We start from the raw sequence: 21,391 nt of genomic DNA on the forward strand, positions 1-21,391 counted from the left end.
GGAGCACAAGCAACAAATTTCGCAGGTGACAGATTCATCTATGTCAGTAATTTCCCCTGCGACTAAGCCTTGACTCAATGAGATATATCGAAGTAACAGCCTGAAATACCGTCTGGTACAGTGAGAGTGATAGAGCAAATTTAAAAACCTAATGTGTGTCCACTAGTGACACTTCAGGAAATTTTATTAGCACCAAGGTATTCACTTTGCCGCTAAAGCAAAACGAAGCCACCAGTATGGCGGCGTTAAAGCGAGAACCGTGATAAGTACTCTTAAAGATTTTATGTGAGTATATCTATGACCGAACCGGGATATAGCCTTGGAAGCCCCTGTCTCATTCAGTTGATGCAAACTGAATCAGGGAGACTGAGAGTGATTAATAAAGCATAGAAAACCTTGCAAACACCAAATCCCAGGCACAAAAAAAGCCGCCCTTGAGCGACTTTAATTTCCATACCTGGTGCCGAAGGCCGGAATCGAACCGGCACGCCTCGCGGCGGTTGATTTTGAATCAACTGCGTCTACCGATTTCGCCACTTCGGCACTGAAGGGTATGCGGAAAACGTTGAGGATTATACCGTTACCCCCTGTTTCCGCAACCCTTATCCGCAGACGAAGGTGCAACTGCTGAAAAAAACGTCTTTTTGGATCTCAGGTTCACCGGCTTAACCCGAAACAGGCTTCACATCCGTCACCAGCGTCGGCAGATCCCAGGTGCCGCCCGCATGGATATAACGACACATGCCGGTCCCACCATCATAACTTTTGCGGAAAGCCTTGCCATCCCATACCCAGTTTTCCTGGCTCATGCAGTCGCCGATGCCACGGCCTTTCTGCACGCTGGTAATCTCGCCCTTGTCGTAATCCGACCCGGAAATGGTCACCAGCTCAGGCTTGCCTTTTAGCTGGTTATCAATGACCCAGTAGCCATAGCCTTCGTTATACGCAGCCCGCCAGCAGAGCGATGAAAGCAAAGCATGTGTATCATCCAGTGGCGTAAGCGTAAGTCCGTCAGTTTCAGGATCGCTGTTTTCTGCCGGTGAATAGAGGCTGTCGCACGTGTCATCGTCATTGTGATTGACCGTTGCAAGCAGCCGGGTTTTCAGTGCGTCGCTTTCCGAAGCGGTCAGCAAACGGGGTTCGCCGCCGAGGGTTTTAGCCGCCTGAATAACCGGTGTAGGCACAGCCTTAGCCACGCTGCTTTCCGGTTTATTGCCCTTTTTAGTAAGCGCACCTGGCGTGCCGATACGGCCCTGCACGTCGTCCGCTTTCAGCAGCACAGCGTAAGCGCCCTCACCGGAAAGCAGAAATGGTTTGGTGCCGCCTTTAAACTCGACTTTACCGCTGCCTTTGACGGCGCTGATGACCGCTGAGGTCTGACTTGCCGACATTCGCCAGTTGTCGTCAGCCGCCACCAGATCACCTGCTGATTTCCCGTTAATCCAGAGCGTCAGCTTTTCCGCCGGTTCGCTGTCATCTTCGGTGTCGCCCAGCGTCACTTCTCCCACTGTCTCAGTTCCAGGTCCAGCGGCACGGGTGAGCAGGATGGAGCCGGAGGGATCCTCTTCTTTGCCATAACCCGCAATGCGGCAGGTCAGGGTGTTATCACAGACAACTTCCCAGTCTTTGTGCTCAAGCGTTTTTCCGCTCTGGGCGGCCTGAGCCGACAGGGAGAGCATCGCCAGCACAAAAAGCATCGGTTTACAGTTCACTTTATTTCCTTATGTTTTATTTCTGACATCAGCACTGGTATCACTCTTACATCACGAGTGCGAGAAAACCAACAGCCATTGTTAATTGCCGCCAGGCTTTAACGAAAGGCTGAGCCACGTTCCTGGGCGATGCAGCTATAGGGTAACTCTCTCTTTTTTGTTATGCGCTTCAACCAGCACACGGTGCAACTGGCCGACTGAAAGGTCGCGGATAACGGGCGCAGGAATGCCGCGCAGACGTCTGCAAAGATAAACAATGCCCAAGAAGTCGATGCCTTCACTATGGAAAAGATATTCGTTTTCTTTCAGAGAGAACGTCTTACGGAAATCCTCTTCTTCTGTAGAAAAACTCACGTCGAAAATTTTTTCCGCTTCCTCCAGCAACTCAACACCATCATCGCCGGTAATCCCCAGATCCTTTTCCAACCAGGTATTTTCATTGATGGTTTCACGTTTACATCCTGCAAACTCGCGAACAAAAGCGATAACGTCCGCCATTGAGGGTTCCATATCATTGCTCATGCTAAAGCGCTCCGCGCTATCCTGCCAATTTACAGTCGTCCTAAGGTCATTTCCTGCACCTCAGCCGCTGGATTGGCCTCTTTCACGGCGGCAAGAAAACCAGCAAACTCCCGATTAAAAAGGGTGTAGTTGTTCAGGACTCTGAACTCCCTTTCGGTGCTATAAGACCCGGTAACGTAACGAACAAGCCATATCCGGCGATTACTGACTTCAGTTCCGCTGACTTTTATCCTGATAATATTCTTCAGCGGAACTTTGCAAAGCGTTTCGCCTTCGCGCTGCTGATACAGGAAGTCGCAGTCATAGTAATAATCTTCCGTGTTCATGCCCAACTTTTTCAATATCGGGGTGTTAGCCGAGATCTTTTTCATCATTCCTGGAGAAGGAGGGAGCCCTTTTTTAAGGGGCAAAGGCTTGAAGCAATACCAGATGAGCAAAATGAAGAAAGCTAACGACAGAAGTGAGAAAATAAAATAAACAAACTGATGCATTTAAATGACCCGACCTGTTCGGATAGCTCCTGATTATATCGAAGAAGATATGATGCCGTTATCCGTTTTTACTGCACTGCCAGCTCATCTTTCAGTGCACTACGATCTGTCTGACGAGAGACAGGGCCGAGCGCCAGCCCCACAACTGAGTTGCCTGAATAAATCCGGCTATGGCCCAACGTTTTAACCTGAGCATCCTCCCTCAACTTATCTCTTACGCTGATGTTGTCTTGATTGTCTTACAGCGCCTGTTCGCCTTTAAAAACTCCCAAATCCCTCCCCACCTTTACGGTTTACATTTACCTGCATTTGTTATGTGATCCTGTTACATGAATTTCTCGAGCTGTCTCGCAAAACAGGATCCTGCATGCGCTTTTACCAGGCCGATCCCCGCCTCGAAAACTACTGGCGCGGCGTTATTCTTTTTGGCAAAAACGTCGCGTCCTATAAATTTGCTCTTGCCCATGCGCTATACGACCTGAAGCAGCCGGACAACGATTTGATTACGCTGGAAGCGCTGGCCGTGCCTTTTGTCCGGCATTTGTGCGCTCACCTGCGTCATGCGCCAAAGCAGATTACCAGCAAAAGCAGCGAGTTTCTGGAGGCGTGCAGGCAATTCAACGCAGGCGAAATCAACGAAGAACAGTTAATCGCTATTACCGTTAAGCGCGGTTTTGCTAACGTCATCGATGCTTTTCATAATGTGAATCATGCCGAGATCGACAAACGCTTTTTCCTGGATGAACGGCGAAGTCATAAAGGCATACGACTTACGGATAATTTTTATCAGCTGACGGAAAACGAACAGTTCGCCAGTCTGGAAGCGGAAACGGATGCAAGATGGCGGCTGGTTGAAGAAGCCTGGGCGATGAATGTTTCACGCAACCTGATTGCGGTTGATTATGACGATAATGACAAAATGCTTTTCAGCCGCCAGAGTGGTCGCCGCGTCGATATTACCAGCTGTCGCAGCAGCCTGAACGGCTACCAGAAAGGACTGTGTTTTTACTGCTTCCGCGCCATTGGCGTGACGGGCGGCGAAGAGAACCTGGCGGATGTCGATCACTTTCTGCCGCTGATACTCAGCGAGCAAATCGGCAACCTCAACGGCGTCTGGAATCTGGTGCTGGCCTGCCAGACCTGTAATCGTGGCGCTCAGGGTAAGTTTGCGCGCATCCCGTCAATAGCGCTGCTGCAGCGACTGCATGATCGAAACGAATACTTTATTAACAGCCATCTGCCATTGCGGGAGACGTTACTCCGCCAGACCGGCGCAACGCCGATACTACGGCACAGCTTCCTGCAAAACAGTTGGGATACGGCAAAATTTTCCCTGCTCCACGAGTGGCAGCCAGCGGCACAGGGAGGCAGCCAGTTTTGAGCAACGAAGATTATTACCGTCAGAACGCTCAACAGTTTTTTACCGACACGGCAAGTGTGGATATGTCTGCGCTTTACCTGACATTTACCGGTTACCTGCCGCCAGGCGCTCGCATTCTTGATGCAGGCTGCGGTTCAGGTCGTGACGTCAAAGCCTTTAGTGAAATGGGTTTTGACGTCGAAGCCTTCGATGCATCAGCAGAGTTGGTTGCGCTGGCTCGTCAGTGGTCCGGAAAGCCTGTAGCGCAGATGCGCTTTCAGGATGTTGATGCGGTTGAAAAATATGACGGTATCTGGTGCTGCGCATCGGTGCTGCATGTTTCCCACACTGAACTCCCTGACGTCATGGCAAAGCTGGCCACAGCGCTAAAGCCTGGTGGCGTCTGGTATCTCTCCTTTAAGCATGGTCACGGCGAACGGGAAAAGGACGGGCGCAGATTTACTGATATGGATGTAACTGGGTTTCAGAAACTGGTTGAAGGAATGAATACTCCCGGCAGGGCCCCCCTGGCTAAAAATAAGCTGGGGATCATAAAAGAGGCTGGATCTAAGGACGCAACGGGGAACAGGTTCGCTTTTGAAACGGCAAAAATCTGGCAGACCGGTGATGTACGTGCGGGACGCAGCAATGAGATCTGGCTGAATGCGATTATCAGGAAAAGTTTAATTTGATAGCTGGCCTGGGAAATCCCTGACTCCTGCTACAACCTTAATCACTCACCCAGCCCCCAAACGCAAAAGAGCCAACCTCGCGGTTGGCCCTTTCTTGCATCTTGCATCTTGCATCTTGCATCTTGCATGCTCAGCATCGAGTATCAGCGGTGCCCGTTTACAGTTCACTTTATTCTCTCGGGTTGTATTTCTTTCCGGCTAGCACGGATATTTTGTGACTATATCGAAGAAAACAGGTCACGGTTATCCGTAGAAACTTTACAGAAAGTTTTTACATAAAATCATTAGCAGCTGTCCTTTCAGTTCAGCCTGCACTGCCAAAAATTTGCCATGACCATTACAATATTTTAAAGTTAATTCATCAATGGACGCGATTTCCGGGGAAAAGCAACGGACGCAACAATGTTCCCCAGCTCAGTCTTATCGGGCATGGTTTCAGTACCGATGGATTTATCTGGGGCTGGAGCGAACCCTAAGGGCGTAATTTCCCGCGCCTGTGAAGCCTCCAGACGACTTCAGAGGCAAAACCCTGAACTGTGGCGAAAACTGCGGATTAACGACTACGACATGCTCTATTTCATGTTCGAAGAACCTTTGCAGAACTTCATCAAAATGGGTGAAATGTTATGTAAAAACCCCTCAGCCTCCAGAGAATTTATTAATGCTATCGAAAATTATTAGACTTCTTCGTAAGCTCATCGCCGAAGTGTCCGGTAGTCTGGTATTAATGGCTATGGTGGTGGGCATTTTTTTGGCAGCCACGCTGAATGAAGGTGCCATGCGCATCATTGTTCCGCTGCTCGTTCTTGTCGCGGGACTGGTTGTATACGGCCTGACCTGGCTGATTGCTGAAAAGCCAGACCGTCGTTAACCCTGCACTGACTTCAGCCCGGACAACAAGCGTAAGTCGTCATGAGTTCAGACCAGATACCTAACGAACACGCTGTCTTTGCCTCTTGCACAATAGGTCAGACAGGACGTGAATATGGCGATTTTTGCAAGGCTGGATAGTAAAAACCTTCCATCCTCAATTTAATTACGGCATTAAATTCATCAACGCGATTATTATTTCCGGGATGATAAAAGTAAAAAAACAATGAAGACCGTTCGTCAAATATAATTTTAAAGATAGACATTAACCAACCCCAGGCAATCGCTAATAAAATATACCGTAAGAAAAGCGGAAAATTTAATTTAAACCAGTATAATCCATGATAGAAGCAGCAAGGATATTAAAAAATTTATTATATGGGCGTCCTTATCACTGACTTCAGAAAATCACTTCACAGAATAATAACACCCACAACCACCTGAATATCTTATCACTTTTATTACTGAAGATTCCCAAAGCGCTATTTAATGAAGAAAGTCAGGAACGTTCAGCTCCTCAGCTTTTTAGGAAAACTGAATAAGCACATAACGAGGTTGCGATGGAACAAGCACAACGCCGTCCGTGGGGATGGGGACTGGCGGCACTTCTGGTCGCAGGCAGTGCATCAGCGGCGAGCTGGCAGGATCATCAGCTGAGCAGTACAGCGTCGCAGCTCAGCACCGGCACCGGCACCGGCACCACACAGCAGAATAGCGGTATATCGCTCTCTTCTATCACCAGCAGGCAGCCCGGCCTCAATCAGCGCGGGCCACTCGGATAAGGCACGGATCTGCCAGCGCGATACATTCAGTAAGCTTTCGCCAGCGATAGCGCTGAACGCCAGCATCAGCAGCGTCATGGTCAACAACAGTGTGGCGGCTGAAAAAGCTTTGGAATGATCGCCAGTCCGGTAAATGGCGGGCAGGCCAGAAACAGAATTGAGGCGACCGCGTGTAAAGGCAGCACCACGTTTACAAGCCGCAACCATAACCGCTCCCCCCCAAACGCAAAAGAGCCAACCTCACGGTTAGCTCTTTCTTGCATCTTGCATGCTCAGCATTGGGTATCAGCGATACCCGTCAGCGCCTGTTGTTGTCAGGATGAGCGCCTCAATGTGAGTGATCATGCAACTTACTTTCAACCTTGTCCTTCACTTCGCTGGCTTTCTCGCTCACCTTCTCAGTCAGGCTCTCTTTGTGGTCACGGTTATGTACCCCCGGTGACTGCGCGCCTGCTGCTGCGGTCGCAGGTTTTACGCCTGCAGTCGTACCCGGCAGTTCGCTCTCCAGACCGCCTCGTGCATGGTCGATATCCACTTCCTGACGACGCACCGTGTCATTAATGGTCTCGGTACGATCGCTGCCGTCGGTACGCACCACCACTTCTTCTTTCACGTGGGTCGTTTTGTTGATCACCGGCTGCTCATGGGTCTCAGCAACTTCGACGGTTTTCTCGGACCAGTCCACTTCTCCCGCCAGCGCCGGTTCATTCACCGAGCGACGGAAGATGTCAGCGTGCTGTTCATGCAATGAAATATTTTCAGAGACGGTATCGGTCACGGTATAGCGGCGTACGCGGGTGGAGCCTTCGCTTACCAGACGTTTACCCACTTCTACCTGCTCTTCGGCCAGACGCAGAATATCGGCTTCGCTCTCGTCACCGGTCAGTGAGGTGCGTCGCGGTTCAACCTGGCGGTCGTTGGTCTCACCGGCAAACTGCTTACCTGCTGTCGGGTTGATGCCCGGCGCGCTGCTGCCATTATTAACTGAGCTTTGCATACGTGACGGCACATCTACCGAGTCATGAGAATGGAGAATCGTCATGGCGCGGGCCAGTTTCTCCTCCTCAGTACGGATGGTCAGCACGACGCCGCCCTTATCCATGGCTCTGGTGTAGACATCCGCCTCATCTTTATCGACGTCGTGCCCAAACAGACGCTGCCACAGGCTCGGATGGCGGACAGACTGCCCTTCCTGCTGCAAACGTTCTCCACTGATAAGACTGATGTCCCGATCAGAAAAGCCTGCTTTCACGAGATTTCTTTTCGCGGCCTCTGCCTGAATTGCAGAATCGAACAGTGTTACGATTTTTTCCTGTGCCATGATAGGTTCCTCTCTGTTAGCTAATTTGATCGTCATCTCTTTCAACGTTCACCTGCTGCTTACGTCGGGTCACCACTTCCTGAAAAGGAACATTCTCCTGCACTTTTCGGATGTGGATCTCCTCTTTAAGCACCAGCTTTCTGACAATCTGGATTTCTTCCTCTACTACCGGGACAATCAGTACACCGTTCTCTTCCCTGATTTCGGGCATCGTTTCAACGGGATGCGCTTTTGCTACATGCTCAATCTCAACCTTCTCCCGGTTAAGCAGTGTACTGATGACCTCGTCATGCTCAGTTGTGGAACGGGTAACACGGACATGTCCATCCACAATCTTTTGCTTCGTCAGGGCTATTTGCTCTTCAGCGAGTTTAAGCGTGACGTCTGCATTATTATTGTGCTCTGGCTGTCCAGCCATAATATCGCTCCCGTTAAATTAAATAATTACCACAACTGCCTGACACAGTGATCAAGCATGAACACTCTGGCTGATTTCGCAAGCCGGAATAATAAAAAACTCCGCTAACTCAATTTAATTACGGCACAGACACTTGCATCAAAAACAAGCACCCCGGTTTAAATTACCGCTACGTTAAATATAAAAATTACATGAAACACATGATGTTATATTAAAATAGTTTCTCAGGTAAATATTACCAGCCCAGACGCAAGCGCTTAGAAAGCACTCTATAAGCAAAGCGGTAAATTTAATTTAAACCAGGACGATTCCTGATAAAAAACGTGAGGATATTAAATAATGTTTCAGCGAGAGGCACTTATTACTGCCTTCAGCAAATCACTTCACAGAATAATAACACTAACAAGCATCTGAATATTTTATCGCTTCTATTACAGAAGATTCCCAAAGTGCTATTTAAGACGCTATTTATAAAAGGAAGTCAGGAACTTTCTGCTCGTCAGCCTCTCTTAGCAAAACTAAATAAGAAGATACTGAGGTTAAGATGAAGCAGGCACAACGCAGTGCATGGGTTTTGGGCGTGGCAGCACTTCTGGTGGCAGGCAGTGCATCAGCGGCAAGCTGGCAGGATCAGCTGAGCAGTGCAGCGTCGCAGCTCAGCCAGCAGAACAACGGTAGCACCACCAGCACCACGCAGCAGAATGGCGGTCTGTCGCTCTCTTCTATTACCAGCATGCTGGGCGGCGGCGACAAAGCGGTCAGCGCCAACAGCATGACCAACGCGGCTGGTGTGATGCAGTATTGCGTCGAACACAACGTGGTGAAAAACAATGTGCAGTCGGTGAAAGATCAGGTGCTGAGCAAGCTCGGTCTTAACACCACCACCGCGCAGGAACAGAAAACCGATTATACCCAGGGCGTGGCAGGCCTGCTGAATACCGGAAATGGCCAGCAGCTGAATCTGCAAAGCCTGAGCAACTCACCCATGGGTGAGAAGCTCAAAACCAAAGCCTGCGACGTGGTACTGAAGCAGGGTAAAAACTTTATCTCCTGATCCCTCTATTCCTCTCTCCCCTCGCAGCACTGAGGGGAGCTTAAACCCCGCCATGCTGTGATGCCTGACATTCCCATAACCTGGGGTTGAGCGCTATAGTGTTGTTTTGGTTTCTACAGGACAGCACGCATGAAAGGCATCAACATCGCACTTTACTTCGACCCCGATCAGATTCAGGCCTGCGTTCACGAACAGGATGACAGCTATCTCAGCAAAAAATTCGAGTATGACGATGGCGTGATAGAAGAGATCTACCAGTGGCTGGAGCAGTATGAACCCAAACGCACGCACATCTGCCTGATTGAGAACGAAACGGCCGAACTGCTGGCCGATGAGTTGGTCGACAGTGGATTCCGCGTCCATCAGGTCACCATGCATCAGCTGCTGAGCTGGTTCGCCACCGAGCCGCCGTCCACGCCAGACGGCACGCCTATGCGCGCCATGCTGCGCTTCCTGGAAGATGAACATCCGCGTGAATATGAGTCGCGCACGCCGCAGACTGAAGCACTGATGGAGATGTTCGACGAGCTCGATGCACTGGAGATGGTCGATGACGCCGACGACGAAGACACGCTGCCAGGCGATCTGCTGCGCGCCATGAAGAAGCACAAAATCACCGCCAGTGCTGCGGCTCAGCGTCTGTTGCCGGACGTCAACGAGCGTATCCGCGAACATCTGATGCAGTATCCCGAACTGATGACGCCAGAAATCCTGCAGGACTTCTTCCCGGAGCTGCTTGAGGCGCTGGAGCGCCCGAAACACTAATCAGGGAGTGCAGACATGCTGGAGCTGATTAAAGCCGTTAGTCTGGGGCTTGTCGTGATCCTGCCGCTCGCCAATCCACTCACCACCGTGGCGCTGTTTTTAGGGCTGGCGGGTGATATGAATTACCAGCAGCGGAACCGGCAGGCGCGCCAGGCGTCAATCTATGTTTTTGCCATCATGGTGGTGGCGTGGTACGCAGGCAGCGCGGTGCTGCATACCTTTGGCATCTCGATACCGGGCCTGCGTATGGCCGGTGGGCTGATCGTTGCCTTTATCGGTTTTCGGATGCTGTTTCCGGCCAAGCCTGCGGGTCATTCGGTTGAAGCTAAGCAGAAACTGGATGAGCTGGATGAAGCCAAAGAGCCGGTGAATATCGCCTTTGTGCCACTGGCGATGCCGAGCACGGCGGGACCCGGGACCATTGCGATGATCATCTCGTCCGCCTCGACGGTCAGAAGTGGCGTTGATTTTCCCGCCTGGGTGATTAGTGTGGCGCCGGTGCTGACCTTCCTGCTGGTAAGCCTGATCCTCTGGATCTCTCTGCGCAGTTCGGGAGCCATCATGAAGCTGGTGGGCAAAAGCGGCATTGAGGCGATCTCGCGCCTGATGGGATTTTTGCTGGTCTGCATGGGCGTGCAGTTCATCATTAATGGCGTGCTGGAAGTGGTGCGCACCTTTCACTGAGCCGGAATGTCCCCTCTCCTGACCGGCAGAGGGGACTGCCTGATTACTTCAGCGTTTTACGTACCTCTGCAACCTGATCTTTACTCACCGCTGGCGCGGTGTTGCTCCAGCCCTGGCGAATAAAAGTCGCCAGCTGCGCGACTTCATCATCGCTCAGACGCTGGGCAAAGCCCGGCATCGCCAGCTTAGACGGTGCTTTCGCCGTAGAAGGCTGCTGCGCACCGGCCAGAATGGTATGGATCAGACCGGTTGGATCCTTCGCATTCACGATGGTTGCCCCATCCAGCTCCGGGAAGATCGCGGGTGCGCCTTTGCCGGTCACGAAGTGACAGGCACCGCAGTTATCCAGATAGAGACGCTCCCCTTCGCTGAGGTTCTTCGCCGCCGTGAGCTTCGCTTCCGTTGCCTGCTGCGCCTGCACGCTGAACGCCTGCAATGGCGGATTGCCGCCCAGGAACTTCAGGTAGGCCGCGATGGCTTTCAGATCGGCATCGGTCATGTGTGAGCTGCTGTGCTCAACCACCGAGGTCATCTCACCACCCACTGCCGCTTTATCGTTGCGGCCGGTCTGCAGGTAATCCACGATCTCCTGCTCGCTCCAGTGCGGCACACCGCGCAGTGACGGCACATCCCAGTTGTTCAGGCTGCCGCCTGCCAGGAATTTATCATCACCGCTGTCCAGCGCTTTCTCGTTCATGCCCAGACCGCGCGGCGTATGGCAACTGCCGCAGTGGCCCAGACTCTCCACGATATAGGCACCGCGGTTAACCTCGGCTGACGCGCCACCAATCGGCTGGAACGGCTTGTCAGACGCGAACGCCCAGTTCCAGAACCGCATGCCCCAGCGCTGGCTGAACGGGAAGCTCAGATCGGTTTCCGGCGGCTGTTCTGCGCTTGGCTGCACGCCTTTCATGAAATAGGCGTAGAGCGCATGGATATCAGCATCGCTGATTTTGGCGTAGTCAGGGTAAGGCATGGCCGGATAGAGATGCGATCCGTCCGGTAACACTCCCTTGCGCACCGCGTCAGAGAACTGCTGCTCGCTGTAGTTGCCGATACCGTGCTGCTTATCGGGCGTGATGTTGGTGGAGAAGATGGTGCCAAGGTTCGACTCAATCGCCAGTCCGCCTGAATAAGCAGGCTTGCCGGGCAGTGAGTGGCACGCCATGCAGTCGCCCAGCCGGGAGAGATATTCGCCCTGCTTAATCAGTTGCGCTTCATCTTCGGCGTGAGCCGGCAGCGCAAATCCGCTGGCCAGCAGCACCGCGTTGGCAAAAATAAAAGACTTCAGTTTCAGCTTATTCATGCGCTTATGCCTGTACCAGTGGGCCGGGATTTTTCAGGTAGTGATCTTTGATCGCCTGCGCCGCCATCAGGGTAATTGCACCGATGGTATCGGTCGGGTTCGCCTGGAAGTTCTGCGGGAAGGCATTACCGCCCGGCACAAAGACGTTATGCACATCCCAGCTCTGCAGATACTTGTTGAGTGCAGAAGTTTTCGGGTTATCGCCCATCACTGCGCCGCCCACGTTGTGGGTAGAGACATATTTAGTGAGATCGAAATCAGCGCCCATCGGCAGGAAGCTCATACTCATGCTGTCCGGGTTCAGCTCTTTGGCGATATTGCCGACGATGCCTTTCAGATGCTGCTGCAGCTTCAGCTCGTTCTCTTTCCAGTTAAACGTCATGCGCAGCAGTGGCAGACCACGGTGATCATTGTAGTTGGGATCGAGATCCAGATAGATATCGCGGTAAGACTGGCAGGTGGTGGTGATGCTGATCTTCATCGAATGACCGTACCACTCTTCCAGACCTTCCTTGTAACCCATGCCCCAGGATGGCGTGCCTTTTGGCAGCGCAGTACTGATCGGCGTACCGGTCGCCTGTGAACTGTGGATCTTCGCGCCGCCCAGGAAGCCGAGCGAAGGACCGTCGAAGTTGCCTGGCGAGATATCGTTAAACATCTGGCCGGTCGCACCCGCGGTGGCGTACGGATTGAAGTTTTTATCTTTGAAGAACAGCGTCGCGCCGCCGTTCGACAGGAACGCGTAGTTACGCCCTACCACGCCCTCTTCGGTAATCGGGTTATAAGGCTTGCCGATGCCGGAGAGCAGCATCAGACGCACGTTGTAGAGCTGGAAGCTGCTCAGCACCACAATTTTCGCGGGCTGGAAGCACTCGTTGCCCTGCGCATCGATGTAGATCACGCCTTTCGCGGTTTTCTTATCATCGTTCAGCACCACCTTGATCACTTCTGCGTTAACTTCATACGAGAAGTTCGGCATGCGCTTCAGCGAATCCATGACTGCGGTCTGCGGCGACGCCTTGGAGTAGTTCAGGCAAGGATATTTACTGCAATAGCCGCAGTAGTTGCACGGGGCGATCTGGTTGCCGTACGGGTTTTTCCATGCACGCGACACACAGGCTGACGGGTTCGGGAACGGATGGTAACCGAGTCTGGTCGCCACCTCTTTGAACATCACGTTGTTCAGCGTGTCATCCAGTGCAGGCAGCGGATAAGGCTCTGAACGCGGGCCTTCAAACGGATCGCCGCCTTCCATGATTTTGCCGCGCAGGTTGCCAGTGTTGCCCGACTGGCCGCAAATCAGTTCGAATTTGTAGTAATAAGGTTCGATCTCTTCCCAGCTGAACGGGAAGTCCATTACCCGCATATCATCCTGCAGAATGCCCGGCTTATACGCCTCGTCGACATAGGTCTTCAGTTTGATATCGGTTGGCGTCGGACGGATCAGTACCGCTGTCCAGTGCAGGCCAGAACCACCTACGCCGGTGCCCGGTGCAAACGCGCCCCATTTACGGGTGGGTAATGCGGTCTGGCTGCTGTTGTAGCGTACGGTGACCGCCACTTCGGCGGGCGTTGCAAACACTTTGTTGCGCACTGCATAGGCGTATTCATCCGCCGGTTTTGGATAGGCGAACTCGTCGTAATCACGATCGCCGCCACGCTCCAGCGCGCGCACGTCCAGACCGGCCAGCGCCAGCTCGATGCTCATCAGCGAGCCTGCCCAGCCGAGGCCGCAGACCACGACGTCGACTTCTTTTTTAGTAACCTGTGCCATGATAATCCTGTTTCAAATACCTGATGTGGAAGCGCGTTATGCGCGTTCACCTTTGATGCTGACCGGGCCCAGCGGATAAGGCACGTTGTGCTGTTTCACCCATTCGGTGAAGCTGGCACGCGCGCCCGGGAATCCGATGGCGATCCAGGCTTTCATGCCTTTATTACCGCCGTACATCGGGTCGGCCAGGTAGCCATGCTTGGTATCTGAAAGCAGCTGGCTGAAGAAATGGGAAGGTTTAAGATCGGCTTCGCCCAGCGCGGCAAAATCGATCTCGTTTTTGTTGACCTGGGTCAGCACCGCATCTTTCTCTTCCAGCGTCAGTGCATGAAACGCTTTCTGATGTGTGTTCTGCGACCACTGATTAATCAGCCGGATACCGGTCTGATACATCTGCTGTGGGCGGAACGGAATCTGATAACCCATGGTGGCCGGCGCCTGGGTATTAAAAGGCCCCTGCAGGTAGATTTCGCTGCCAAACGCCTCGCTGTGCAGCTGCTGATCGATAAAGATTGGCACGTTGGTTTCCAGCGCGCCCGGCGCTTTGCCTTTGCCGCCCGCCGGAATCAGGCGGTCGGTAGCAGCCAGAATGAATTGCCACTCATCGGCGCTGAAAAAGATCGGTTTGTAATCGGTTAACTCGGGTGCAGCCATCTCTGCAGCCTGTGCCGCAGTCATGCCTTTCAGGACCAGCTCACTTAATGGCAACGCCAGCAGTGAACCGAGCAAAAATTTACGCCTGGTGGTGGGTTTTTCTAAAAGCATATCCGCACGACTCTCATCTGCTAAATACCCGTTTAATTTGTTATGTCGCTGAAAGGCTGAATAGAGTCAGGAAACTCCACGCAGAGATAAATGCAAACAGCACTGACGACGGCAAAACAGACAAGGGCGGGTAAAATTATGGTTCGGTGACTAACGGAACTTATCGGTTAATAACCTGGCAATATTAGGGATATAAATATTTCTGAATGTAAAAATTGAATTAAAAAGATGTCGAAGTGAAAGTTTATCATGGTGTTGCAGAAGGGTTATCGAGAGGTAAAAGATTTACATCGCTGAAATCGGGGATAAAACCGCATAAACATCGGGTATTTGGCTGATTCGACGCAGAATGGAGGGCGTTATTTTCACTCTGTCATCATCACGTCTGCTAACCGATAAAAAAAAATCATACTTCCATACAAGAAAAGCGTTTCTGATCGTTAACACTATAGTGGCTTTATCAGCCGCACAATCAGACAGTGCGCAATTTGTGATCGCATGAGTAAAAGCGTATTAATTTTGTGCATTTTAAAGTAACGACGAAATAATTACTGACAGACACTATCTTATTTTGTCTCTTTGCCCGAATCGCTACGCAAATATTTGTGCAAAGCTCATAACAAACCGGCATTTTGAGATTATCAGGCGCCCGATAGAGTAGAGCAATCAACGGCTCAGGATAATGCTCAATGCGCAAAACACTCTTGTCACTGGTTACTGCTCTGGCACTGGTTCACCCGGCACATGCCGCCACGCCTGCTGACACTCTGGTGGTCGCTGTGCCACTCGATGGCATCATCAGTTTCGATCCGGCGGAAAGTTTTGAAACCGTCAGTAATAGCAGCCTGCGCAATATCTACCAGACGCTGCTGGAGCCGGATCACCAGAACCCGCAGAAGCTCTCGCCACTGGCTGCCACACGCTGGCAGGCCGGGAAAACGCCCCACAGCCTGGTGTTTGACCTCAACCCGCAGGCTCATTTCGCCAGCGGTCATCCGCTCACCGCGCAGGATGTTGTTTTCTCCTTAACCCGCGCCGTCAGACTCAATAAAGCGCCCTCTTTTATCCTGGGCGAGTTTGGCTGGACGCCGGAAAATATCGATCAGCAATTCACGGTGATCAATGACCACCAGTTTGAGCTGCGCTGGCCCGCGGAGATCGGCAGCGATCTGGCGCTGCGCCTGCTTACCGCGCCGGTCGCCTCCATCGTCGACAGTAAACTGGCGCAGGAACACGCCAGCAGCAACGATTACGGCAATGCCTGGCTGAAGAACCACTCCGCTGGCAGTGCGGCTTATGCCATAAAACAGTTTGTGCCGCTACAGGCGCTGGTGCTGGAGGCCAATCCCCACAGCAGCCAGAAGCCGCATCTGAAGCGCGTATTACTCAAGGGCGTGGCCGATCCTGGCAGCCGCCGTCTGCTGATCCAGCAGGGTGATGTGGATGTCGCCTGTCAGCTCGGTCCGGATCAGATTGCCGCACTGAAAAATGTAGCGAATGTGCGTGTCGATGCCTTCCCGTCCAGCCTGCTTTATTACATCGGCTTTAACACCCAAAGTCCGCAGCAACCGGCGCTGGGGAATCCGGCTCTATGGCAGGCGGCTCGCTGGCTGGTTGACTATGACAGCCTGGCAAACCAGCTGTTGAAAGGTCAGTACCGCATCCATCAGAGCTTCCTGCCGGACGGCTTTGACGGTGCGCTGAACAGCACGCCGTTCCATTACGATCTGAAAAAGGCGCAGGCGATACTGCAAAAAGGCGGCATTAAACCCGGCACGCATATCGCGCTGACAGTAGTGAACCAGCCGCCTTATATTGATGTGGCGCAGGCGCTGCAGGCGAGTTTTGCCAAAGCGGATGTGAATCTCGATATCCAGCCGGTGGCGGAATCAGAGCTGTGGAGCAAAATGCGCAGCCGCGACTTTCAGGCAATCTTCACCTACTGGGGCGCGGACTACATCGACCCTAACAGTAATGCCAGCACCTTTGCCTCTAACGTGCCAGGCGGCGGTAAAACCCTGGCTTGGCGCGTCGGCTGGTCCATTCCGGAACTCAGTGCCCAGACCCGCGCCGCCGCCGGAGAGAGCGACGCCGTGAAACGCCGCAACCTCTATACCGGATTGCAAACCCGCATCCAACAGGATTCGCCGTTTGTTGTGCTGCTACAGAGTGCGGTCCAGGTGGCGGTACGCAGCAACCTTAATCACCTGCAGCAGGGCATCGGTGTCAGCCTGCTGAATTTTGAAGAGGTGCAGAAGTAAGTCCTGGTTTGAGGCCGTTGCTTCACGCAGCAACGGCTTTTTTGGTGAATAGTTCTCCTCCTGTGCCGCTCTGGCTTGCTATCCTTCAGGCATAACCTTCAGCCTGAGAGTGGAAAATCATGACTTCCCCGCTACTGATTGCCCGTACGCCAGACGTTGAACTTCATCTGTTACCGCAAATGGCCAACCGCCATGGCCTGATCACCGGCGCGACCGGTACCGGTAAAACCGTTACGCTGCAGAAGCTGGCCGAATCGTTCTCTGCCAGTGGCGTGCCGGTCTTTATGGCCGACGTCAAAGGCGACCTGACCGGCGTGGCAATGGCGGGCCAGTCCAGCGAAAAGCTGCAGGAGAGGCTGGCGAAAATCGGCGTCACCGACTGGCAGCCGCAAAGCAGTCCGGTGGTGCTATGGGATATCTTCGGCGAGAAAGGTCATCCGGTGCGTGCCACTGTCTCCGATCTCGGGCCACTGCTGCTGGCGCGTCTGCTGAACCTCAATGAAGTACAGAGCGGCGTGCTGCAGATTATTTTCCGCATCGCCGATGACCAGGGTTTGCTGCTGCTGGACTTCAAAGATCTGCGCGCCATGACTCAGTACATTGGTGACAACGCCAAAAGTTTCCAGACGCATTACGGCAACATCAACAGCGCCTCGGTCGGCGCAATCCAGCGCGGATTACTGACGCTGGAGCAACAGGGCGCGGAACACTTCTTTGGTGAACCGATGCTGGATATCGCCGACTGGATGCGCGTCGACAGCAATGGCAAAGGGGTGATCAACATCCTTTCCGCCGAGAAGCTTTATCAAATGCCAAAACTCTATGCCACCAGCCTGCTGTGGCTGCTGTCGGAGCTTTATGAGCATCTGCCGGAAGCGGGCGATCTCGATAAGCCAAAGCTGGTGTTCTTCTTTGATGAGGCGCATCTGCTGTTTACCGATGCACCCGCGGTGCTGCTGGAGAAAATCGAACAGGTGATGCGGCTCATCCGCTCCAAAGGCGTCGGCGTCTGGTTTGTCACTCAGAACCCAGGAGATATTCCCGATCGGGTGCTGGGGCAGCTCGGCAACCGCGTGCAGCATGCCCTGCGCGCTTTCACCCCCAAAGATCAGAAAGCAGTAAAAACCGCCGCCGATACCCTGCGTGCCAACCCGTCATTTAACAGTGTTGAGGCGATTCAGGCACTGGGCACCGGCGAAGCGCTGATATCCTTCCTGGATGCCAAAGGCAGCCCGTCGGTAGTGGAACGCGCCATGGTGATTGCGCCCGGCTCGCGCATGGGTTCGGTTACCGGCGATGAACGCAACGGCTTAATCAACCATTCGCCGCTGTATGGCAAATATGATACTGAAATCGATCGCGAATCGGCATTTGAAAAGCTGCAAAAAGGCGTCCAGGCCGCCAGCGATGAAGCCGGTGCACCACCAGCCAAAGGCGACGAGGTTGCGGCAGACGATGGCATTATCGGTGGTCTGAAAGAGATCCTGTTTGGCCGAACCGGTCCGCGCGGCGGTAAGCACGACGGTGTGGTGCAAACCATGGCGAAAAGCGCCACCCGCCAGATCACCAGTCAGATCATTCGTGGGGTACTCGGCAGCCTGCTGGGTGGCCGTCGCCGATGAACCCGGCTCTCTGCTAAGATCAGGTTATGGATAAACAATACGAACTGAAACGGACGAAACGTCTGGCACTGTTGCTGTTACTGCTCGCCGCAGCCACTTTTATCGTCACCCTTTTTCTGCCTCCTGGCTTTTGGGTCAGCGGCGTCAAAGCGATTACGGAGGCCGCAATGGTCGGCGCACTGGCGGACTGGTTTGCGGTGGTGGCGCTGTTCCGGCGCGTGCCGGTGCCCTTTATCTCACGCCATACCGCCATCATCCCGCGCAACAAAGATCGTATCGGCGAGAACCTCGGGCGCTTTGTGCAGGAGAAGTTTCTTGATACCGATTCACTGCTGAATCTCATTCGCCGTCACGATCCTTCAAACCTGCTGGCGCAGTGGCTGAATGCGCCGGGCAACGCGGACCGCATCGGCCGCCATCTGCTGCAGGTGATGCGTGGTTTCCTCGATCTGACCGATGACGCGCGGATCCAGACCTTTATGCGTCGCGCCGTGCATCGTGCGATTGACAAGGTCGACCTCAGCCAGACCAGCGCCATGGTGCTGGAGAGCCTGACCAAAAATAACCGTCATCAGGCGCTGCTGGATGCGGCCATCGAACAGCTGCTGAAGTTATTGCATAAGCCCAGTACCCGCGAGTTTATTGCCATGCAGCTGGTGCGCTGGCTCAAACGCGAGCATCCGATCAAAGCCAAAATGCTGCCGACCGAATGGCTGGGCGAACACAGCGCCGAGCTGGTGTCGAACGCGGTCGATTCGCTGCTGGATGATGTGGCTCTGGATCAGGGCCATGAGCTGCGTCTCGGCTTTAACCGGGCGGTAGACAAGCTGATCGTTAAGTTGCAGAACGATCCGGAAATGGCCCAGCGCGCCGAAGAGATCAAAGGCTGGCTGAAAGAGGATGCCTCATTCAACCGCTATATCGGCGAGCTGTGGAATGACATGCGCAACTGGCTCAAAGCCGATCTCAGCAGTGATGATTCGCGGGTGCAGGAGAAAGTACGCGGTGCCGCGATGTGGCTGGGTGAAACCCTGGCGGCCGACCCGGCGCTGCGGGACTCAATGAATCAGCATCTGGAGCAGGCGGCGCGCAGCGTGGCGCCGGAGTTTGCCAGCTTCCTGACGCGTCACATCAGCGACACCGTCAAGAGCTGGGATGCACGCGACATGTCGCAGCAGATCGAGCTGAACATTGGCAAAGACCTGCAGTTCATCCGCATCAACGGCACGCTGGTGGGCGGCACCATCGGGTTGATTCTCTATCTGCTGTCGCAGCTACCCCAGTTAATCCCGCTGCTGAGCCGCTAACCGCCTGGTTTAGCCGGATGCAGGTGGATAGAGGCCAAACCCGGTGATGATGGCCTTAACAAAGCTGCGGATTTTCACCGTCTGGCGACGGCCCGCTGGGATTAGCACATGCATGGGACGTGCTGGCCCGGCATAATCGGGCAGCACCTGGACCAGCCTGCCCAGCCTGATCTCTTCAGACAGAATGGTGGCGGGTCCCAGGGTAATGCCGTAGCCCTCCAGCGCTGCGTGCAGGAGCGCTTTCCAGTCATTCGATCGCATTCTTCCCTGCGGATGCACTTCTTCGACTTTCCCGGCCTGAGTAAACACCCAGCGGCAGGGTTTTGAAGGCGACCATATCCCATAAACGAGACAGGCGTGGTTCTCCAGATCTGCTGGCGTGGCAGGAAAACCGTGCCGCGCCAGATAGGCGGGTGACGCGCAGGCTATCAGCTCATAGGGCTGCAACGGATGGGCGATAATCGAACTATCGGGCAGCGCACCAATCCGGATCACCACCTCATATCCCTCTTCAAACGGATCAACCAGCCGATCGCTGAGTTCAAGATCAACCTGCGTATCAGGAAACCGATCAAGATAGCGGGTGACAAACGGTGCCAGGCTAAAAGAACCAAAGGTGACCGGCGCGCTGACCTTTAGCGTACCGGACGGACGCTGCTGCATATCCAGCGCAATTGCATCTGCTTCCTGCACGTCTGCCAGCACGATTTTGCAGCGTTCGTAATAATTGCGGCCCACATCCGTCAGGCTTTGTCGTCGCGTGGTGCGATGCAGAAGTAGCGTGCCGAGATGCCTCTCCAGCGCCGCGATATGCTTCGCCACCATTTGCGGTGAGATGAGCAATTTCCCGGCGGCGGCGGCAAACGAACCTGATTCCGCGACGGTAACAAATACGTTCATGCTGGTAAGTCGATCCATGATTCCCTCCTGTTGGTTGTTTATATTGCGTCCGTTTGTCGGTTTATTCACCTCCTGTTTTTAATTAAGGTCAGGACGTGAAAACTCATTGAGGAACAACCCATGAAAATAGGCATTATTGGCGCAGGTTTTGTTGGCCGGGCGATAGCAAAACTGGCAATTAAAGCGGGACATGAGGTGATGCTCAGCAACTCGCGTGATCCACGAACGCTGTTCAGTCTGAAACCGATGATTGGTTGCGAAACCGGTACTGCCACCGAGGCTGCAAACTTCGGCGAAGTGGTCGTGATCGCTGTGCCGCTCACGGCAACTGAGCAACTTCCGGCAGCGGAGTTACGGGGAAAAATCGTGCTTGATGCGGTCAATTACTATCCCGACCGCGATGGCGACATCGAAGAGCTACTTAGTGGTGGCATCAGCACCAGTGAACGGCTTGCCCGCCAGTTTCCCGGCAGCCGGATCACCAAGGCATTTAATGCCATCCGCATGACCGATCTGGAAACCCAGGGCCTGCCCCCGGGCGATGCGAACCGTCAGGCGCTACCGCTGGCGGGAGATGACAGCGAAGGAAAGGCTATCGTCACGGCGCTTTATGATGCCTTTGGGTTTGATGCGGTGGATGCGGGCGCGTTAGCGGAAGGCTGGCGTTTCGAGCGTGCGACACCCGCCTATTGTGTCGCACTCAGCAGAGAACAACTTATCAGGACACTTTTGGAGACCACCCGGCGCTAAGCATAAACAGCCTGTGGGTATAGAGAAAAGCGGCT

General features: G+C 53.5%; 19 protein-coding genes, 1 tRNA gene and 1 pseudogene. 11 read left to right on the top strand and 10 right to left on the bottom strand.

Translation table 11 applies throughout. From position 1 onward, the window contains the following. Positions 1-458: 458 nt before the first annotated feature. The 4 genes from EE896_RS16660 to EE896_RS16675 form a co-directional block, all read right to left on the bottom strand. Positions 459-543, bottom strand: a tRNA-Leu gene (locus tag EE896_RS16660). 122 nt (positions 544-665) lie between these two features. Further along, entirely contained in the window at positions 666-1,697 is a 1,032-nt protein-coding gene (locus EE896_RS16665; protein WP_078804902.1) for a DUF1176 domain-containing protein, read from the bottom strand. Positions 1,698-1,847: 150 nt separating this feature from the next. Further along, positions 1,848-2,234, bottom strand: coding sequence for a hypothetical protein (locus tag EE896_RS16670; RefSeq protein ID WP_140916159.1), 387 nt, complete (start codon positions 2,232-2,234; stop codon positions 1,848-1,850). A gap of 29 nt (positions 2,235-2,263) precedes the next feature. Beyond that, positions 2,264-2,725: a hypothetical protein gene (locus EE896_RS16675; RefSeq protein ID WP_140916157.1), complete on the bottom strand. Its 462-nt coding sequence runs from the start codon at positions 2,723-2,725 to the stop codon at positions 2,264-2,266. Positions 2,726-3,092: 367 nt separating this feature from the next. On the opposite strand from EE896_RS16675, the gene EE896_RS16680 reads away from it, so the two are divergent. The 4 genes and pseudogenes from EE896_RS16680 to EE896_RS22675 all read left to right on the top strand — a co-directional run. Continuing rightward, positions 3,093-4,106 (top strand): HNH endonuclease family protein, encoded by a 1,014-nt coding sequence (locus EE896_RS16680; RefSeq protein WP_003850950.1) that lies wholly within the window; start codon positions 3,093-3,095, stop codon positions 4,104-4,106. After that, entirely contained in the window at positions 4,103-4,777 is a 675-nt protein-coding gene (locus EE896_RS16685; protein ID WP_003850952.1) for a class I SAM-dependent methyltransferase, read from the top strand. The genes EE896_RS16680 and EE896_RS16685 overlap by 4 nt, the downstream gene beginning before the upstream one ends. Positions 4,778-5,438: 661 nt before the next feature. Next, positions 5,439-5,648: a hypothetical protein gene (locus EE896_RS16690; RefSeq protein WP_140916155.1), complete on the top strand. Its 210-nt coding sequence runs from the start codon at positions 5,439-5,441 to the stop codon at positions 5,646-5,648. A gap of 559 nt (positions 5,649-6,207) precedes the next feature. After that, positions 6,208-6,402: pseudogene (locus EE896_RS22675) on the top strand (DUF2501 domain-containing protein); the annotation flags it as partial. A 355-nt stretch (positions 6,403-6,757) separates the two neighbouring features. Here EE896_RS22675 and EE896_RS16700 read toward each other — a convergent pair. Together EE896_RS16700 and EE896_RS16705 are read right to left on the bottom strand one after the other, a co-directional pair. Continuing rightward, positions 6,758-7,750, bottom strand: coding sequence for a YsnF/AvaK domain-containing protein (locus EE896_RS16700; RefSeq protein WP_110411689.1), 993 nt, complete (start codon positions 7,748-7,750; stop codon positions 6,758-6,760). 16 nt (positions 7,751-7,766) lie between these two features. Beyond that, the gene (locus tag EE896_RS16705) at positions 7,767-8,168 is read right to left on the bottom strand and encodes a YsnF/AvaK domain-containing protein (protein ID WP_003850961.1); all 402 of its coding nucleotides are present in this window, start codon (positions 8,166-8,168) and stop codon (positions 7,767-7,769) included. A gap of 544 nt (positions 8,169-8,712) precedes the next feature. Here EE896_RS16705 and EE896_RS16710 point away from each other — a divergent pair. The 3 genes from EE896_RS16710 to EE896_RS16720 all read left to right on the top strand — a co-directional run bounded on the left by EE896_RS16710 (position 8,713) and on the right by EE896_RS16720 (position 10,671). After that, positions 8,713-9,222, top strand: coding sequence for a YjjA family protein (locus EE896_RS16710; RefSeq protein ID WP_105099515.1), 510 nt, complete (start codon positions 8,713-8,715; stop codon positions 9,220-9,222). 129 nt (positions 9,223-9,351) lie between these two features. Beyond that, complete coding sequence (locus EE896_RS16715; protein WP_003850964.1) at positions 9,352-9,987, top strand: hypothetical protein; 636 nt, start codon at positions 9,352-9,354, stop codon at positions 9,985-9,987. A gap of 15 nt (positions 9,988-10,002) precedes the next feature. Beyond that, positions 10,003-10,671, top strand: a complete 669-nt coding sequence (locus tag EE896_RS16720; protein WP_003850965.1) for a MarC family NAAT transporter — start codon at positions 10,003-10,005, stop codon at positions 10,669-10,671. A 43-nt stretch (positions 10,672-10,714) separates the two neighbouring features. On the opposite strand, the gene EE896_RS16725 is transcribed toward EE896_RS16720, so the two are convergent. From EE896_RS16725 to EE896_RS16735, 3 genes are read right to left on the bottom strand one after another with little or no spacing between them, the layout of a single operon-like run. Next, positions 10,715-11,977, bottom strand: coding sequence for a c-type cytochrome (locus EE896_RS16725; protein WP_140916154.1), 1,263 nt, complete (start codon positions 11,975-11,977; stop codon positions 10,715-10,717). A gap of 4 nt (positions 11,978-11,981) precedes the next feature. Beyond that, positions 11,982-13,751, bottom strand: coding sequence for a GMC family oxidoreductase (locus EE896_RS16730; protein ID WP_033762281.1), 1,770 nt, complete (start codon positions 13,749-13,751; stop codon positions 11,982-11,984). Positions 13,752-13,787: 36 nt separating this feature from the next. After that, positions 13,788-14,516: a gluconate 2-dehydrogenase subunit 3 family protein gene (locus EE896_RS16735; protein WP_008925470.1), complete on the bottom strand. Its 729-nt coding sequence runs from the start codon at positions 14,514-14,516 to the stop codon at positions 13,788-13,790. Positions 14,517-15,205: 689 nt separating this feature from the next. Between EE896_RS16735 and EE896_RS16740 the strand changes: the two genes are divergently transcribed. The 3 genes from EE896_RS16740 to EE896_RS16750 all read left to right on the top strand — a co-directional run bounded on the left by EE896_RS16740 (position 15,206) and on the right by EE896_RS16750 (position 19,706). Then, positions 15,206-16,777 carry an ABC transporter substrate-binding protein gene (locus EE896_RS16740; protein ID WP_140916153.1) on the top strand — a complete coding sequence of 524 codons (1,572 nt, stop codon included), beginning with the start codon at positions 15,206-15,208 and terminating at the stop codon, positions 16,775-16,777. A 119-nt stretch (positions 16,778-16,896) separates the two neighbouring features. Continuing rightward, complete coding sequence (locus EE896_RS16745; protein ID WP_140916152.1) at positions 16,897-18,399, top strand: helicase HerA-like C-terminal domain-containing protein; 1,503 nt, start codon at positions 16,897-16,899, stop codon at positions 18,397-18,399. A 26-nt stretch (positions 18,400-18,425) separates the two neighbouring features. Continuing rightward, positions 18,426-19,706, top strand: coding sequence for a DUF445 domain-containing protein (locus EE896_RS16750; RefSeq protein ID WP_140916150.1), 1,281 nt, complete (start codon positions 18,426-18,428; stop codon positions 19,704-19,706). Between the two features lie 9 nt (positions 19,707-19,715). Here EE896_RS16750 and EE896_RS16755 read toward each other — a convergent pair whose 3' ends face one another. Next, the gene (locus EE896_RS16755; RefSeq protein ID WP_003850972.1) at positions 19,716-20,624 is read right to left on the bottom strand and encodes a LysR family transcriptional regulator; all 909 of its coding nucleotides are present in this window, start codon (positions 20,622-20,624) and stop codon (positions 19,716-19,718) included. A gap of 102 nt (positions 20,625-20,726) precedes the next feature. Here EE896_RS16755 and EE896_RS16760 point away from each other — a divergent pair, with 102 nt between their 5' ends. Next, a complete protein-coding gene (locus EE896_RS16760) occupies positions 20,727-21,356 on the top strand; it encodes an NADPH-dependent F420 reductase (RefSeq protein WP_003850975.1) in 630 nt (209 codons plus the stop codon). Positions 21,357-21,391: the final 35 nt, after the last annotated feature.

This window comes from Pantoea eucalypti, from assembly GCF_009646115.1.
Taxonomy (GTDB): domain Bacteria; phylum Pseudomonadota; class Gammaproteobacteria; order Enterobacterales; family Enterobacteriaceae; genus Pantoea; species Pantoea eucalypti.

Excerpts from the sequence above, each read along its gene's own strand:
- EE896_RS16675 (WP_140916157.1), bottom strand. The coding sequence starts at position 2,725 with ATGCATCAGTTTGTTTATTTTATTTTCTCACTTCTGTCGTTAGCTTTC.
- EE896_RS16725 (WP_140916154.1), bottom strand. The coding sequence starts at position 11,977 with ATGAATAAGCTGAAACTGAAGTCTTTTATTTTTGCCAACGCGGTGCTG.
- EE896_RS16720 (WP_003850965.1), top strand. The coding sequence starts at position 10,003 with ATGCTGGAGCTGATTAAAGCCGTTAGTCTGGGGCTTGTCGTGATCCTG.
- EE896_RS16745 (WP_140916152.1), top strand. The coding sequence starts at position 16,897 with ATGACTTCCCCGCTACTGATTGCCCGTACGCCAGACGTTGAACTTCAT.
- EE896_RS16670 (WP_140916159.1), bottom strand. The coding sequence starts at position 2,234 with ATGAGCAATGATATGGAACCCTCAATGGCGGACGTTATCGCTTTTGTT.
- EE896_RS16690 (WP_140916155.1), top strand. The coding sequence starts at position 5,439 with ATGCTATCGAAAATTATTAGACTTCTTCGTAAGCTCATCGCCGAAGTG.
- EE896_RS16705 (WP_003850961.1), bottom strand. The coding sequence starts at position 8,168 with ATGGCTGGACAGCCAGAGCACAATAATAATGCAGACGTCACGCTTAAA.
- EE896_RS16740 (WP_140916153.1), top strand. The coding sequence starts at position 15,206 with ATGCGCAAAACACTCTTGTCACTGGTTACTGCTCTGGCACTGGTTCAC.
- EE896_RS16730 (WP_033762281.1), bottom strand. The coding sequence starts at position 13,751 with ATGGCACAGGTTACTAAAAAAGAAGTCGACGTCGTGGTCTGCGGCCTC.
- EE896_RS16680 (WP_003850950.1), top strand. The coding sequence starts at position 3,093 with ATGCGCTTTTACCAGGCCGATCCCCGCCTCGAAAACTACTGGCGCGGC.
- EE896_RS16735 (WP_008925470.1), bottom strand. The coding sequence starts at position 14,516 with ATGCTTTTAGAAAAACCCACCACCAGGCGTAAATTTTTGCTCGGTTCA.
- EE896_RS16665 (WP_078804902.1), bottom strand. The coding sequence starts at position 1,697 with ATGCTTTTTGTGCTGGCGATGCTCTCCCTGTCGGCTCAGGCCGCCCAG.
- EE896_RS16700 (WP_110411689.1), bottom strand. The coding sequence starts at position 7,750 with ATGGCACAGGAAAAAATCGTAACACTGTTCGATTCTGCAATTCAGGCA.
- EE896_RS16760 (WP_003850975.1), top strand. The coding sequence starts at position 20,727 with ATGAAAATAGGCATTATTGGCGCAGGTTTTGTTGGCCGGGCGATAGCA.
- EE896_RS16710 (WP_105099515.1), top strand. The coding sequence starts at position 8,713 with ATGAAGCAGGCACAACGCAGTGCATGGGTTTTGGGCGTGGCAGCACTT.
- EE896_RS16750 (WP_140916150.1), top strand. The coding sequence starts at position 18,426 with ATGGATAAACAATACGAACTGAAACGGACGAAACGTCTGGCACTGTTG.
- EE896_RS16715 (WP_003850964.1), top strand. The coding sequence starts at position 9,352 with ATGAAAGGCATCAACATCGCACTTTACTTCGACCCCGATCAGATTCAG.
- EE896_RS16755 (WP_003850972.1), bottom strand. The coding sequence starts at position 20,624 with ATGGATCGACTTACCAGCATGAACGTATTTGTTACCGTCGCGGAATCA.